General features: G+C 66.7%; 11 protein-coding genes. 7 read left to right on the forward strand and 4 right to left on the reverse strand.

Going from position 1 to position 14,341, the window contains the following annotated elements; genetic code table 11:
- Positions 1-6: 6 nt before the first annotated feature.
- Both ACVWZ8_RS14210 and secA read left to right on the forward strand, forming a co-directional pair.
- Complete coding sequence (locus ACVWZ8_RS14210; RefSeq protein ID WP_456504965.1) at positions 7-765, forward strand: DEAD/DEAH box helicase; 759 nt, start codon at positions 7-9, stop codon at positions 763-765.
- A complete protein-coding gene (gene secA / locus ACVWZ8_RS14215) occupies positions 677-2,746 on the forward strand; it encodes a preprotein translocase subunit SecA (RefSeq protein WP_456505954.1) in 2,070 nt (689 codons plus the stop codon). Before ACVWZ8_RS14210 ends, secA begins: the two co-directional genes overlap by 89 nt.
- A 159-nt stretch (positions 2,747-2,905) precedes the next feature.
- On the opposite strand, the gene ACVWZ8_RS14220 is transcribed toward secA, so the two are convergent.
- On the reverse strand, positions 2,906-3,412 hold the full coding sequence (locus ACVWZ8_RS14220; protein WP_426978733.1) for an Rv3235 family protein: 507 nt from the start codon (positions 3,410-3,412) through the stop codon (positions 2,906-2,908).
- A 131-nt stretch (positions 3,413-3,543) separates the two neighbouring features.
- Complete coding sequence (locus ACVWZ8_RS14225; RefSeq protein ID WP_456504966.1) at positions 3,544-4,437, reverse strand: LysM peptidoglycan-binding domain-containing protein; 894 nt, start codon at positions 4,435-4,437, stop codon at positions 3,544-3,546.
- 133 nt (positions 4,438-4,570) lie between these two features.
- On the opposite strand from ACVWZ8_RS14225, the gene ACVWZ8_RS14230 reads away from it, so the two are divergent.
- Complete coding sequence (locus tag ACVWZ8_RS14230) at positions 4,571-5,143, forward strand: hypothetical protein (protein ID WP_456504967.1); 573 nt, start codon at positions 4,571-4,573, stop codon at positions 5,141-5,143.
- A gap of 63 nt (positions 5,144-5,206) precedes the next feature.
- Here ACVWZ8_RS14230 and ACVWZ8_RS14235 read toward each other — a convergent pair whose 3' ends face one another.
- Positions 5,207-5,422, reverse strand: coding sequence for a helix-turn-helix domain-containing protein (locus tag ACVWZ8_RS14235; protein WP_306916140.1), 216 nt, complete (start codon positions 5,420-5,422; stop codon positions 5,207-5,209).
- Between the two features lie 149 nt (positions 5,423-5,571).
- Between ACVWZ8_RS14235 and ACVWZ8_RS14240 the strand changes: the two genes are divergently transcribed.
- From ACVWZ8_RS14240 to ACVWZ8_RS14255, 4 genes are read left to right on the forward strand one after another with little or no spacing between them, the layout of a single operon-like run.
- A complete protein-coding gene (locus tag ACVWZ8_RS14240; RefSeq protein ID WP_426978727.1) occupies positions 5,572-6,216 on the forward strand; it encodes a CpaB family protein in 645 nt (214 codons plus the stop codon).
- The gene (locus ACVWZ8_RS14245) at positions 6,213-7,526 is read left to right on the forward strand and encodes an AAA family ATPase (RefSeq protein ID WP_456504968.1); all 1,314 of its coding nucleotides are present in this window, start codon (positions 6,213-6,215) and stop codon (positions 7,524-7,526) included. Before ACVWZ8_RS14240 ends, ACVWZ8_RS14245 begins: the two co-directional genes overlap by 4 nt.
- A gap of 58 nt (positions 7,527-7,584) precedes the next feature.
- Positions 7,585-12,480: an NAD-glutamate dehydrogenase gene (locus ACVWZ8_RS14250; RefSeq protein WP_456504969.1), complete on the forward strand. Its 4,896-nt coding sequence runs from the start codon at positions 7,585-7,587 to the stop codon at positions 12,478-12,480.
- 39 nt (positions 12,481-12,519) lie between these two features.
- A complete protein-coding gene (locus ACVWZ8_RS14255; RefSeq protein ID WP_426978721.1) occupies positions 12,520-13,989 on the forward strand; it encodes a sensor histidine kinase in 1,470 nt (489 codons plus the stop codon).
- Between the two features lie 101 nt (positions 13,990-14,090).
- Here ACVWZ8_RS14255 and ACVWZ8_RS14260 read toward each other — a convergent pair whose 3' ends face one another.
- The gene (locus tag ACVWZ8_RS14260; RefSeq protein WP_015937605.1) at positions 14,091-14,339 is read right to left on the reverse strand and encodes a WhiB family transcriptional regulator; all 249 of its coding nucleotides are present in this window, start codon (positions 14,337-14,339) and stop codon (positions 14,091-14,093) included.
- Positions 14,340-14,341 lie beyond the last annotated feature (2 nt).

The raw sequence follows: 14,341 nt of genomic DNA on the forward strand, positions 1-14,341 counted from the left end.
CTTCACGTGGCATCACTTATCGAAAAACTTCTCCGCACCGGTGACAAAAAAACCCTGAGGCAACTGCGGAACTATGCCGATTCCATTAACGCCCTGGAAAGCTCCTTCAAGACCTTCACCGACGCCGAATTGCGTGAAGAGACTGACCGCCTCCGTGCCCGGCACGTCGACGGCGAAAAGCTGGACGAGCTGCTGCCCGAGGCGTTCGCCGCCGTCCGTGAAGCGTCCTCCCGCACCCTCGGCATGCGCCACTTCGATGTCCAGCTGATGGGCGGCGCCGCCCTCCATCTGGGCAACATCGCCGAGATGAAGACCGGTGAAGGCAAGACCCTGGTGGCCACCGCTCCGGCCTACCTCAACGCCCTCGCCGGCAACGGCGTGCACGTCATCACCGTGAACGACTACCTCGCCGAATACCAGTCCGACCTCATGGGCCGCGTCTACCGCTTCCTGGGCCTGAGCAGCGGCTGCATCCTGTCCAACCAGGACCCCGCCGTGCGCCGCGAGCAGTACGCCGCGGACATCACCTATGGCACCAACAACGAATTCGGCTTCGACTACCTGCGTGACAACATGGCGTGGGACAAGTCGGAACTCGTCCAGCGTGGCCACCACTTCGCCATCGTTGATGAAGTGGACTCCATCCTCATCGACGAGGCCCCGCACTCCGCTCATCATCTCCGGACCCGCCCAGGGCGACACCAACCGCTGGTACAGCGAATTCGCCAAGGTGGTCACGCGGCTGAAGCCCGAGGCCGACTATGAGGTCGACGAGAAGAAGCGCACCGTCGGCGTCCTCGAGGCCGGGATCGAAAAGGTGGAGGACTACCTCGGCATCCACAACCTGTACGAGTCCGCCAACACCCCGCTCATCGGCTTCCTGAACAACGCCATCAAGGCCAAGGAACTGTTCAAGCGGGACAAGGACTACGTCATCCTCGACGGCGAAGTGCTGATCGTGGACGAGCACACCGGACGCATCCTTGCCGGCCGGCGGTACAACGAGGGCATGCACCAGGCCATCGAAGCCAAAGAAGGCGTCGAGATCAAGGCCGAGAACCAGACCCTCGCCACGGTGACGCTGCAGAACTACTTCCGCATGTATGAAAAGCTCGCCGGCATGACGGGCACGGCCGAGACCGAGGCCGCCGAGTTCATGAGCACGTACAAGCTCGGCGTCGTCGCCATCCCCACCAACCGCGACATGACGCGGATCGATCAGGCGGACCTGGTCTACAAGAATGAGGCAGTCAAGTTCGACGCCGTGGTCCAGGACATCGCCGAACGACATGAAAAGGGACAGCCGATCCTGGTCGGCACCACCAGCGTCGAGAAGAGCGAATACCTGTCCCGGCTGCTGGCCAAGGAAGGTGTCCGGCACGAGGTGCTGAATGCCAAGAACCACGCGCGGGAAGCCGCGATCGTGGCGCAGGCAGGCCGCAAGGCCGCCGTCACCGTGGCCACGAACATGGCCGGCCGCGGTACCGACATCATGCTCGGCGGCAATGCCGAGTTCACCGCCGTTGCCGAACTCGCCAAGCGCGGGCTGGATCCGGAGGAGAACTCCGAAGAATACGAGGCCGCCTGGCCGGCCGCCTTTGAAGCCGCCAAGCAGTCGGTCAAGGAAGAGCATGAAGAAGTCCTCGACCTCGGCGGCCTGTACGTGCTCGGGACCGAGCGTCACGAGTCACGCCGCATCGACAACCAGCTGCGCGGACGCTCCGGCCGCCAGGGCGACCCCGGCGAGTCCCGGTTCTACCTCTCCCTGACCGATGACCTGATGCGCCTGTTCAACTCCGGCGCGGCTGAGCGGCTGATGAACAGCTCGGTGCCGGACGACGTCGCGCTGGAATCCAAGCTCGTCTCCCGCGCCATCGCCTCGGCCCAGGGCCAGGTGGAGGGCCGGAACGCCGAACAGCGCAAGAACGTCCTGAAGTACGACGACGTCCTGAACCGCCAGCGCGAAGCCATCTACGGCGACCGCCGGCGCATCCTGGAAGGCGATGACCTCCATGAGAAGGTCCAGTTTTTCCTGGAAGACACCATCAACGCCTTCATCGAGGAAGCCACGGCCGAGGGCACCGGCGACGACTGGGATTTCAACCTGCTGTGGTCCAACCTCAAGACCCTGTACCCGGTGAGCGTCACGCCGCGCGACCTGATCGATGAGGCCGGCGGCAAGTCGCGGATTACGGTGGACTTCCTCAGGGAGGAGATCCTCTCCGACGCCCGCCTGGTCTACCAGGCACGCGAAGAGGCGATCGGCTCCGAGAGCATGCGCGAGCTCGAGCGCCGGGTTGTCCTGTCGGTGATCGGACGCAAATGGCAGGAACACCTCTATGAGATGGACTACCTGAAGGAAGGCATCGGCCTGCGCGCGATGGCCCAGCGCGATCCCCTGGTGGAGTACCAGCGCGAGGGCTTCATCATGTTCCAGGCCATGATGGAGGCCATCCGCGAGGAAAGCGTCGGCTTCCTGTTCAACCTTGAGGTCGAGGTGACCCCCGCTGAGGACGTGGTGATCGCCGACGCCGCGGGCCAGCACACGGAGCACCACGAGCCGCAGATCCACGCTGCCGGACTCGAAGCCCCTGAGAAGCCTGCCCAGCTGCAGTACACCGCTCCCGGCGAGGACGGCGCGGCCCAGACGCGGGTCGAGGCCAAGGCCTCCGGCCGCTCCGGAAACCCGGCCAAGGCCGCAGCCCAGGACGCCCCGCGCCGCGCCAGCAAGAAGAAGCGGCGCTAAGCCAGCCGCTGACGCACCATCGACGGCCATGGAAGGGGACCGGAACACTTGTTCCGGTCCCCTTCGGCTTCTCTCTCCTCCTTCCGTGAGCCCTGTCCTTCCGGGAGCCCCGGCCGTCTCTGGGCCTGACTGTGCGGCCTTACTGTGCGGCCTGCGGTGTCAGCCGATTTCCAGCGCCGTGACCCGCCAGACAAGCCTGCTACGTTCCAGCCGGAGAGCGACGGCGCGGACGCGGAGCTCGTCGACCACCACGGCACTGGCCTCATAGACGTCCTCGGAGACCTTGCAGGCCCGGACCGAGCGCACGGAGGGGTTTCGGTGCAACCGTCCGGCGGTCGGAGAGTTCCCGGACGCCACCCGCCGCGTCAGGGCCGCCCGGTGTTGCAGGGCCGCAAGGCAGCGCTCGTCGAGCCGCCGGGCCAGCTGCTGGACCGGCCGTGTACCGGCAAGGACCTCGATCGCGGCCTGGACCGTGCCGCGGCAGATTGTGCAGATTTCGCGACCCTCATCCACGACTTGCAAGGGTGCACGATGTTCCGCCGTTGCAGTGTGCGGAGCTGCCGCGCGGCCCGGCGCCGGGGCGGCACCAGCGGGGACCACGCGGAGAGGGGTGCGGGGTGATGCTGGGGTTGCCGCGAGTGCGCGGATCCCGGTGTTGGCGCTCATGGTGGTTCCTTTGCTGTTGGCTGTTGCTGGATTCCTGTGTTGCTGCGTTTCTCTCTTTGCTGAAGGTCTTTGGCGCCGAGGCCCCGCCGAGCGGTGCCTGGTGCGTCGTGGCCGTGTTCCCGGCGTCGGCCTTAGTCTCCAGGGGGAAGTCTGAGGACCTGGCCCGGACGCAGGAGGTGGGGGCTCTCTCCGATGATCGCCCGGTTGGCCTGATACAGCCGGGGCCACTCCCGGGCAATGTCGACGTCCGACGCGAACGGCCCGAGCCCGGCCGCGGCCAGGCTCCAGAGTGAATCCCCGGAACGGACAGTTACCTCGGCGCGTGATCCCGCGGGATCTTGCGTGCGGAGCTGACGCGCCGCCAGTGGGCCGGGCTCCACGGCGGGGGCGCGGGGCGTCCATCGCGCGGTGACGTCAGGCCCGGGAGCGGCGGGACTCGTCGCGGGACCGGTCGCGGGAGCAGGGGCGGTTGTTTCAGCCTGGGAAGCCGGGGCGGCAAGGTCGAGCATGCGGCGGGGGAGAACCAGGCCTTTGGCAGCCGCTGCGGTCGGAGTCCACTGCGCGGAGACGGCCGGCCGGGGGAAGGAACCGGGGTCGGGGCGCGGGGGCGCCGTGGCCGCGGTGGCCAACGGTGCCGCGAGGAGCTGGAATCCGACGGCGGCCAGAGCGAGGCGTCGCATGAACGCGGGGCTGAATTTGCTTGTGGCCGTCGCGGCGCGGGTCCTGCCGCTGCGCTCAAGCAGCGCCGCAGCCACCGCGGCCGTAAGCGACATGACCCACCACGTGATCACGATCAGGCCGGTGGTGTTGGCGATGATGCCGAGCTGGTCCTCGAACGCCAGCGACTGCTGACGCGCCGAGGAGGAACGCCAACGCTGCACGAGGCTGCTTCCGGTTCCTGCCAGGAAGAAACCCAGCAGCAGAATCACAACGGCCAGTGCGGCGTCGGTCGCCGGGAGGTGCCGGGGCCCCGATCTCCGGGGCGAAGACTCTTCACTGTCCATGACGTCCACTTTCGTTCTCATTGAATGCAGTTTGATACAGTTTGATTCGTTTTGATGCATTTATAAGAGTGTGATCCACGTCGTGGCGATTTGTCTAGGACCTGCCGGAATTGTGTGGATTGACCCCGAATGAGCGCGCGCCTACGCTGGCGTCATGCGTTGGGACACCCTGTTCACAGATCTGGAGGCACAACTGGCCGCCAGCGAGCGGCTTGATCTGGATGCTGAAATCGCGGAGCGGATGCGCGCGGAAGCGGCGGCCGTGGAGTTGGCAGACAGGCTCCGCGGATCACTCGGCCTGCCGGTCAGCGTCCAGCTCTCCTCCGGAACGGTGTTCGGGGGCACCCTGAGCCACGCCGGCAGTGAGGCGCTGGTCCTCAATGAGCCACTGCACCAGGTCTTGATCCCGTACGCGGCCGTGGTCCAGTACCTCGGGTTGTCCAGCCTGGCGGTTGGCGAACCATCCAGAGTCCGTCAGCGGCTCGGCCTGGCCAGCGCGTTACGGGGGCTGGCGAGGGACCGGACGCGCCTGGCAGTCCTGGCAGTGCGGAGCGCGGCCGGAGAAACCCCGCTCCATGGCGTGATCGACAGAGTGGGGCGCGACCACCTGGACCTCGCCGCGACGGAGGAGGGGGAGGACCGGCGTGCGGCCAACGTGCGCCAGATGGTGACCATCCCATTTTCCGCGTTGGCGGCACTCAGATCGGCCCGGACCGCGGAGGCATAGCGGGCTGGTGTCAGCGGAAAAGCCCCGAGCGGGAACTCTCGCCAGCGCCGCAGGGCCGCAGGCTCACACGGTCTTGGACTTGGCCTCGGCGATCATGCGGCTAGCCTCGGCGTAGCGCTCCTCGATGTATTGCTCGAGCATCTTTTCCTCCACACGCCACTGGCCGCGGCCGCCCACCTGGATTGCTTTGAGCTCGCCGCTGCGCACCAGCGCATAGGCGGCCGGAGCATTGATCTGGAGCTGCTCGGCAACATCTGCCAGGGTGAGGAATCGGGGCATAACTCCATTTTGCCACCGATGGGTTCATCTGGTGCCGTTATCCACACATTGAAGTTGTTTGGCGCCGCATCTTCCCGTCCGGGCCTGCAAGACGTCACAATGAGGGTTCCCGGCACCACCAGCCGGGGTGACAGACAGGGAGCGGGCGCATGGGCGTGAGCACGGTGGCCGGCGGTGCGCGGCTGAAGAAGCCTTCCTGGAAGGATCCCCGTCTCGTCGTCGGAATCCTGCTCGTGCTCGCCTCGATGACAGGAGTCATCTCGCTGGTGGGGGCAGCCGACCAAACCACGGAGGCGTACGCCGCACGGGAACCGATCGCCGTCGGTGAGAAAGTGACTGCGGACAAGCTGAACCGGGTAAAGGTCCGCCTCGGCGACGTCGAGCCGCACTACCTGACTCCGGAGGCGGGCCTGGGCGAAGGGCTCGTCGCAGTTCAAAGGATCGGCAAGGATCAGCTGGTGCCGCGTGACAGCATGGGGCGGCTCGACCTCCTGGACCGCAAGCCGGTTTCCGTCACCATCGACGAGGTCCTTCCTGGACAGGCTGTGGCCGGCTCCAGGGTGGATGTCTGGGTGGCCCTTCCGGATACCCGCAACGGCTTCAGCCAACCCGTCCTGCTGCTCCCGGGGGCGGAAATCGCCCAGATCACTCCGGGCAGCACCGCTCTCGGTTCTGCGCGGTCAACTGTTGTGATGGTCCTGGTCAAGGACAGCCAAATGCCGGAATTGCTGGGGGCGCAGGCCAACAAGGCAAAAATATCGGTCGTCTGGAATCCGGGCGGTACCTCCCAATGAGCATTCCGGTCGTGACCGTCGGGCGTTCGAGCGAAGACCTGGTGGGCGGGCTGGAGCGCCTCCATGGGCCGGTGTCCGTCGTCAGGCGATGCAGTGAACTCGCGGAACTGCTGGCTGCCTGCCAGAGCGGACTGGCCCGGGCTGCCGTCGTGGCGGAGGGCAGCGAGGAGTTGTCGGCGTCGCTGGTGGACCGGCTGTCAGCCGTCGGGGTAGCTGTCCTGGCTCTGACTGACAATCCGGCGGAAATGACCCGGCTGCGGGGGATAGGGGTGGTCGCCGAGTTGCCTGGCGTCGACGCCGCCGCCCTTGCCAGCCTGATCATAGGGGCAGTGGCGCAGCTGAGCGGAGCGGGGCCCCGACCGGCGTTGGGAGCCGACCTCGCCTTCACCGGGGCCGGGACCGCACTCCGCCCGTCCGACGGCGGTGCGGGCCGTTCCCCGCATGGTTCAGGGAAGGGGCAGATCATCGCCGTCTGGGGCCCCGCAGGCTCGCCGGGCAGGACCCTCATAGCTGCCAACATCGCCGGGGAACTCGCCGCGGAAGGCAAATCAGTGCTGCTGGTTGACGCCGATAGTTACGGCGCCAGCGTCGCGGCCATGCTCGGCCTGCTGGATGAAGCGGCCGGGCTGGCGCAAGCCTGCAGGCTTGCAGACCAGGGCCTGTTGGATGGAGACGCGCTGCGCAGGATCGCCACCCCGGTGGCCATCAAGTCCGGGACCTTCCGGGTGCTCACCGGGATCACCCGCGCGGACCGGTGGACGGAGCTCCGCGCCGCCGCGCTCTCCCTGGTGCTGGACCGGGCACGGGAGGTGGCCGACGTGACGGTCATTGACACCGGTTTCTGTCTGGAGGCCGATGAGGAGCTGAGCTTCGACACCATGGCTCCACGCCGGAACGCGGCGACACTGCGAAGCCTTGAAGTGGCGGACACGGTCTTTGCCGTCGGCGCTGCGGACTCTATCGGCGTGCCTCGGCTGGTCCGGGGGCTGGCCCAGCTGGAAGCCGCCGTTCCGCAGGCGTCACCGCGGATCGTGATGAACAAGGTCCGCGCCGCCGCTGTGGGACGGTCCCCTGAGCGGCAATTGCGCGAGGCGTGGGAGCGGTACGGACCGGGGCTGGCGCTCTCCGGCTTCGTTCCGGCGGACACCGCAGCCGCCGATGCGGCGCTGCTGGCTGGCTCGCTGCTGCTCGAAACTGCGCCGGACTCCATGCTCCGAAGGGCCATTGCCAATCTCGTTTGTGCACCTGCCCAGCGAAATCGCAAATCCTCTGTGTTTTCTTCCACAGCAAAGCTCCTGTCAAAGGGCTAGGCTCGCCGTAAGGGCCGCAATGAGGCGGCCATGAACTTTTTGATGGAGGCGTTTGTTGATGTCGTCTGGGTCCAGCGTGGAGGATCAACCCGTTTCGATCGGTGCCGGGGAAGGGTATCTCGGGGACTATTACGAGCACCTTGCCGAGGACGACTCCCGCGGGTATGCGCACGAAGTACTGACGGCCAGGGCCGAGACGCACCGCCAGGTCGCGGCCCAGCGGCTCCCCGGCATTGCCAACATCTCCATCGTTGACGAGCCGGACTGCAGCGTCGTCTACATCGTCACGGACGACATGCCCTTCCTCGTGGACTCCGTCAACGCGGAACTGGTCCGGCAGAAGGCCCCGATCCACCTGGTGATGCACCCGCTGTTCGTCGTCACTCGCAACCGCGGCACCGGCGAGCTCGTCAAGATTGCGCGCGTTCCTTCCCACCTGGGCATCTCCAGCGGTGATACGGCCGCGATGCCCAACCTGTCCCACCTGATCGCTGAGGGCGACAACGCATCCCACATGGAATCGTGGATCGCCGTCGAAATCGACCGCGCCGGCGACACCAAGCACGGGGAACTGGTGGAAGGTCTCGGCCGGGTACTGGGTGATGTCCGCGCCGCCGTCGAGGACTGGCCGAAGATGCGGAATAAGGCTCAGGAGATCGCCCGGGACCTGGACAAAGTGGCCAACCCGGCTCAGATCGCTGAACTCCGCCAGGCGCAGGCGCTGCTCCGCTGGCTGGACGACGGGAACTTCACGTTCCTTGGCTACCGCGAATATGACCTCAGGAACGAATCGGGCGAGGACGTCCTGGAACCGCGGGATGAGAGCGGCCTTGGCCTGCTGCGCGGCGCAGCCGACACCCCGCACCAGATCCAGCACCTCACCGAAGCCGGCCGGAAGAAGGCCCGCGAAAAACGCGCGCTCGTGATCACGAAGGCCAACTCCCGCTCCACCGTGCACCGCCCGGCCTACCTGGACTACATCGGGGTCAAGAGCTTCGACGCGGCCGGCAGCGTCAACGGTGAACGCCGCTTCATCGGACTCTTCGCCACGACGGCGTACGCCGGATCCGTCCGCGACATCCCGGTGGTCCGCGAAAAAGTGGCCGCCGTGCTGCGCGACGCCGGCTTCCCGCCGGACTCCCATTCCGGCAAAGACCTGCTGGGCATCCTTGAAACCTACCCGCGCGACGAGCTCTTCCAGATTGAAATCCCCGACCTCGCCGCCATCGCCACGGGCATCCAGCGGCTGCAGGAACGACGCCGCACCCGGCTGTTCCTCCGGCCGGACATCTACGGCAGGTTCATGTCCGCCGTCGTCTACCTTCCGCGTGACCGGTACACCACGAACGTGCGCCTGCGCATCGAAGAGGAACTGCGGGAGACATTCAACGCGGTGTCCATCGACTACGAGGCCCGGATGACCGAATCCGCGCTGGCGCGGCTCTTCTTCCGCATCCGCCTCCCCAAGGGCGCTGATGTCAGCAACATCAGCAGCGACGAGCTGGAGAAGCGCCTCGTCCGGGCGGCACGGTCCTGGGGCGAAGGCATCTCCGAAGTCCTCCGCGCCACCGCCGACGGCGGCAGGGCCGCAACCGCGGGGGCAACCACCGCCGGGGACAACACCACCAAGGAACTGGCTTCGATCTGGGCCGAGGCCTTCCCGGCCAGCTACCGGGTCGACTACGAAGTGGAAGATGCCCTGGAGGACATCGCCCGGTTCGAGAAGTACGGTGCTGCTGCCGAGCGGGCCGGCGAGGGCGTCGAGGAAGAGCCCGGCGTCCACGTGTACATGCCGGAAGGTGCCGGCGCCACGCTGGAGGAAGACGCCCGGGTCAAGCTCTACATGCTGGAGCCCAAGAGCCTCAGCCAGATCCTGCCGTACTTCCACAACCTTGGCCTGGAGGTGCTGGACGAGCGACCCTTCGAGATCGAGACGTCGGATCACCGCGACTTCTTCCTCTATGACCTCGGCCTGAAATACCCGGCCGGGGTGGACCCCCTGACGACGGGCCAGCTGCTCGCGGCGTCCTTCGGCGCCGCGGTGTCGGGTGCCGTGGAATCGGACACCTTCGACCGTCTGGTGCTGCGTGAACGGATGCACTGGCGGCAGGTCATCGTGTTGCGTGCCTATGCGAAGTACATGCGGCAGATGGGCAACACCAACTCCTTCGAGTTCATGTCGGACACGCTGCTGGCCAACGCGGATGTCACCCGCGGGCTCAGCGCCCTGTTCGAGGCCCGCTTCGATCCTTCGCTGGGTGAGGACGAACGCCGGATCAGGCAGGGCGAGGTCCGGGCCGAACTGGACGCAGCCATCGAACAGGTGGCGACTCTCGACGCCGACCGGGTCCTGCGCACCTTCGCGAACCTGATCCAGGCCACCTTGCGGACGAACTATTACCAGAACAAGACCCACGTCAGCTTCAAACTGAATCCCGCCGCCATCGATGGGCTGCCGTTCCCGACGCCGATGTTCGAGATCTGGGTCTACTCGCCCCGCGTCGAAGGCGTGCACCTGCGCTTCGGCAAGGTGGCCCGCGGCGGCCTGCGCTGGTCGGACCGGCGCGAGGACTTCCGCACGGAGATCCTCGGCCTCGTCAAGGCGCAGACCGTCAAGAACGCCGTGATCGTTCCCACCGGAGCCAAGGGCGGCTTCTACGCCAAGCAGCTCCCGGACCCGGCGTCGGACCGGAGCGCCTGGCTGGCCGAAGGCATCGATTGCTACAAGACCTTCATCCGCGGCCTGCTGGACATCACGGACAACCTCATCACGACGCCGCACGGCGCGGCGCTTGTGCCGCCGGCCGACGTCGTGCGCCACGACGACGACGACTCCTACCTCGTGGTGGCGGCCGACAAGGGCACGGCCTCCTTCTCCGACATCGCCAACGGCCTCGCCGCCGAATACGGCTTCTGGCTCGGCGACGCCTTCGCGTCCGGCGGCTCGGTCGGCTACGACCACAAGGCCATGGGCATCACCGCCCGCGGCGCCTGGGAGTCCGTCAAACGCCACTTCAGCGAGCTGGACCTGGACACGCAGTCCGAACCGTTCACGGTCGTCGGCGTCGGCGACATGTCCGGCGACGTTTTCGGCAACGGCATGCTGCTCTCGAAGCACATCCGTCTGCTGGCAGCCTTCGACCACCGGCACATTTTCCTGGATCCGACCCCGGACGAGGCCGTGTCGTTCGCGGAGCGCCAGCGGCTCTTCGAACTGCCCCGCTCCTCCTGGGACGACTACGACAAGTCACTGATCAGCGCAGGCGGCGGCGTGTTCGCACGCCAGGCCAAGTCGATTCCCGTGTCGGCGCAGGTGAGGGCGGCACTGGGACTGCCGGACGGCACGACCCAGCTGAGCCCGCCCGAACTGCTCCGCACGATCCTGCTGGCCCCGGCCGATCTGCTCTACAACGGCGGAATCGGCACCTACGTCAAGGCGAGCACCGAAACGAATGCCGAGGTCGGCGACAAGGCCAACGACTCCATCCGGGTCGACGGCCGCGATCTGCGGGTGAAGGTCGTCGGCGAAGGCGGCAACCTGGGCATGACGCAACGCGGACGCATCGAGGCCGCGCTTCAGGGCGTCATCCTGAACACAGACGCGATCGACAACTCGGCCGGCGTGGACTGCTCGGACCACGAGGTCAACATCAAGATCTTCGTCGATCGGATGGTGGCGGCGGGAAAGCTTGACCCCGCCGAACGCGCCGGATTCCTGGCCTCGATGACGGACGAAGTCGGCCGGCTGGTGCTCCAGGACAACATCGACCAGAACATCCTGCTGCTCAACGACCGCATGCGGGTCTCCGAATGGAGTCCCAGCTACGAACGCCTGATGGACTGGCTGGAGAAGTCGGCGGACCTGAAGCGCGATCTGGAGGCACTGCCCACCACGGAGACGCTGCAGGAGCGCCTCGAACAGGGCCAGGGGCTGACGGCGCCGGAGCTCTCCGTGCTGGCGGCCTACGCCAAGATCGAACTCGCGACGGCGCTGCGGGACAGTTCGCTGTCCGAGGATCCGTGGTTCCGTGAAACGCTCCGGGCATACTTTCCCAAGCAGCTGCGGGAGAGGTTCGACGCCGAACTGGACACCCACCCGCTGCGCCGGGAAATCATCGCGACGGTGGTGGCCAACGACATGATCAACATGGGCGGTATCACCTTCGTGTTCCGGGCGATGGAGGAGACCTCGGCCACCGAGGCCGCCGTAGCCAAGGCGTTTGTGGCGCTCCGCGAGGTCTATGAGCTGGACATCATGGTCGGGGAGCTCAATGAGCTGCCGGCTTCCTTCCCGACCGAGCACTGGAGTACCGTCCACCTGGACATCCGCCGGCTCCTGGACCGGGCCGTCCGCTGGGTTCTGAGCCAAAGTAACGCGTCCCGGCCGATCGCCGAGATCGTCGGAGAGTTCAAGCCGCTGATGGACCCGATGCGTGCTCGGCTGCTCGACTATCTGCGGGGCGACGACCGTGCCCGGGTGTCTGCATGGCTGGAGAAGGCGCGCAGCTGGGAACTGCCGGAAGACCTGGCCCACCGCTGGGCGGAGCTGTTCGAAAGTTTCGTGCTGCTGGACATCGCCAAGATCGTCCACGTCAGCCCGGAGCATGTGGAGAGCATCGCGCATGTCTACTACACGGTGTTTGACCGCTTCCACGCGGATTCCCTGCTGGAACGCATCACCAAGCTGCCCAGGCAGGACCGCTGGCAGGCGCTGGCACGCGCGGCCCTGCGCGACGACCTCTACTCGACCGTGTCGGACATGACGACCGCGGTGCTGGAGTCGACGCCTCCCGGAACCCCCGCGGAGGAACGGCTGGAGCTGTGGGAAAGCCAGAATGTGGAACAGCTGGACCGTGCGGAGCGCATGTTCGACGAGGTCAACGCCCTCGAGGCCGATGACATGGCGTCCCTGTCGGTAGCATTGAGGCTCTTGAGGTCAATCGTTCGACGCTAGGAGCACCTTGCTGCTCGCCGCGTCGCAAATGGAGGTGCTGTGGCAATCTTTACGGACCCTATCAGGGAGCATGCTGATTTCGGCCCGGGGGATGCCGAGTGGCTTCACCTCTTGGTCGGCGACTGGCAGATGGTCGCCGACCTGGCGTTCGCAGACCTGGCGCTGTGGTTTCCGCATCCCGAGTTCGGCTATGTGGCGCTGGCCCATGTCCGCCCCTCCACCACGCATACGGTGTTCCACGCCGACTTCGTGGGGGAGGGGATCAGATCGGACCTGAGGCCGCTGGTCGACAAGGCCTGGGAGAGCCGCACCATCGAGCGCTCAAATGAGACCAACTGGAGCAGCGACATGGCCCTGCGGGTCGAGGCTGTGCCGATGGTCCGCAACGGCCGGACGCTGGCCATCGTCACGACGCACATGGACCTTTCCAGCTCGCGCATGCCGTCCCGGCTGGAGCTGACCTACCGGCAGTGCGCCTACGACCTGCTCCGGATGGGCACCCTGGGACTGTGGCCGGACTTTGCCTCCCCCACCGGCTCGCGCCGCGGCGCACCCCGGGTGGGGGACGGCCTGATCCGGCTCGACGCCGAGGGGATCGTCCAGTATGCGAGCCCCAACGGGGTGTCTGCCTTCCGGCGCCTCGGCGACGGCGAATCGCTCGAAGGCCGGAGCCTTGCCGAGGTGACTGCAGGGCTCCTGAAGGACCGGCGCCTGGTCGATGAAACGCTGCCGCTCGTTGTCACCGGACGGATGCCGTGGCGCAGTGAAATCGAATCGCGGGGTGTCAGCCTGTCGCTGCGGGCCATTCCTCTGCGCGACGAAGAGCAACGGTTCGGGGCGCTCGTCCTGTGCCGCGACGTCTCGGAGCTGCGGCGGCGGGAGATGGAACTCGTCACGAAGGACGCCACGATCCGCGAGATCCACCACCGGGTCAAGAACAACCTGCAGACCGTGGCCGCGCTGCTGCGGATGCAGTCCCGGCGCATGGTCAGTGACGAGGCCAAGCAGGGGCTCGAACAGGCCATGCGCCGGGTCGCGACAATCGCCCTCGTGCACGAAACGCTGTCCCAGGGCCTCACCCAGAGCGTCGACTTCGATGAGCTGATCGGGCGCCAGTTCCGTCTCTCCGCGGAGGTGGCCTCGCCGTCGCAGCAGGTGAAGACGCAGCGCTCCGGGCTGTTCGGCGAGCTGCCCAGCGACTTCGCCACCCCGCTGGCCCTGGTCATCAACGAGCTGGTGACCAACGCCGTCGAGCATGGGCTGGAGGGGCGGGCCGGCACGGTCTGGCTGATCGCCAACCGCTCGGAAGGCGAGGACGGTGAGGAACTGCTGACGGTGACCGTGGCGGATGACGGCGTCGGCATTCCCGAGACGCCTTATGCGGAAGGCCTCGGACTGCAGATCGTGCGCACCCTCGTCACCAGTGAGCTGGGCGGCAGCATCCGGTGGTCAGCGCGGGAGGGCGGCGGCACCGCGGTGCAGATCGTGCTGAGCCTGGCCACCCGCTGAGCCGGCGCTGTTAACCGCGCAAGGGCCGCAGACCCTGGGGTCTGCGGCCCTTGCTGCAGTCCCGCCCGCAGGCGGAAACGTGCCGCCCGAAGGCGGAAAAATCAGGAGGCGCGGCGGGCGCGTGCTGCGCGGCGCTTCAAGGCGCGGCGTTCGTCCTCGCTCATGCCGCCCCAGACGCCGGCATCCTGGCCGGATTCAAGCGCCCACTGCAGGCAGGTATCCACTACCGGGCAGCGCCGGCAGACGCTTTTGGCTTCCTCGATCTGCAGGAGGGCAGGGCCGGTGTTTCCTACCGGGAAGAACAGCTCCGGGTCCTTTTCAAGGCACGCTGCGCGGTTACGCCAATCCATGC

The organism is Arthrobacter sp. UYCu723, assembly GCF_054059215.1.

Bases quoted from the DNA above. Each gene is read 5' to 3' on its own strand.
- ACVWZ8_RS14220 (WP_426978733.1), bottom strand. From the start codon at position 3,412: ATGAGCGCCAACACCGGGATCCGCGCACTCGCGGCAACCCCAGCATCA.
- ACVWZ8_RS14225 (WP_456504966.1), bottom strand. From the start codon at position 4,437: ATGAGAACGAAAGTGGACGTCATGGACAGTGAAGAGTCTTCGCCCCGG.
- ACVWZ8_RS14230 (WP_456504967.1), top strand. From the start codon at position 4,571: ATGCGTTGGGACACCCTGTTCACAGATCTGGAGGCACAACTGGCCGCC.
- ACVWZ8_RS14235 (WP_306916140.1), bottom strand. From the start codon at position 5,422: ATGCCCCGATTCCTCACCCTGGCAGATGTTGCCGAGCAGCTCCAGATC.
- ACVWZ8_RS14240 (WP_426978727.1), top strand. From the start codon at position 5,572: ATGGGCGTGAGCACGGTGGCCGGCGGTGCGCGGCTGAAGAAGCCTTCC.
- ACVWZ8_RS14245 (WP_456504968.1), top strand. From the start codon at position 6,213: ATGAGCATTCCGGTCGTGACCGTCGGGCGTTCGAGCGAAGACCTGGTG.
- ACVWZ8_RS14250 (WP_456504969.1), top strand. From the start codon at position 7,585: ATGTCGTCTGGGTCCAGCGTGGAGGATCAACCCGTTTCGATCGGTGCC.
- ACVWZ8_RS14260 (WP_015937605.1), bottom strand. From the start codon at position 14,339: ATGGATTGGCGTAACCGCGCAGCGTGCCTTGAAAAGGACCCGGAGCTG.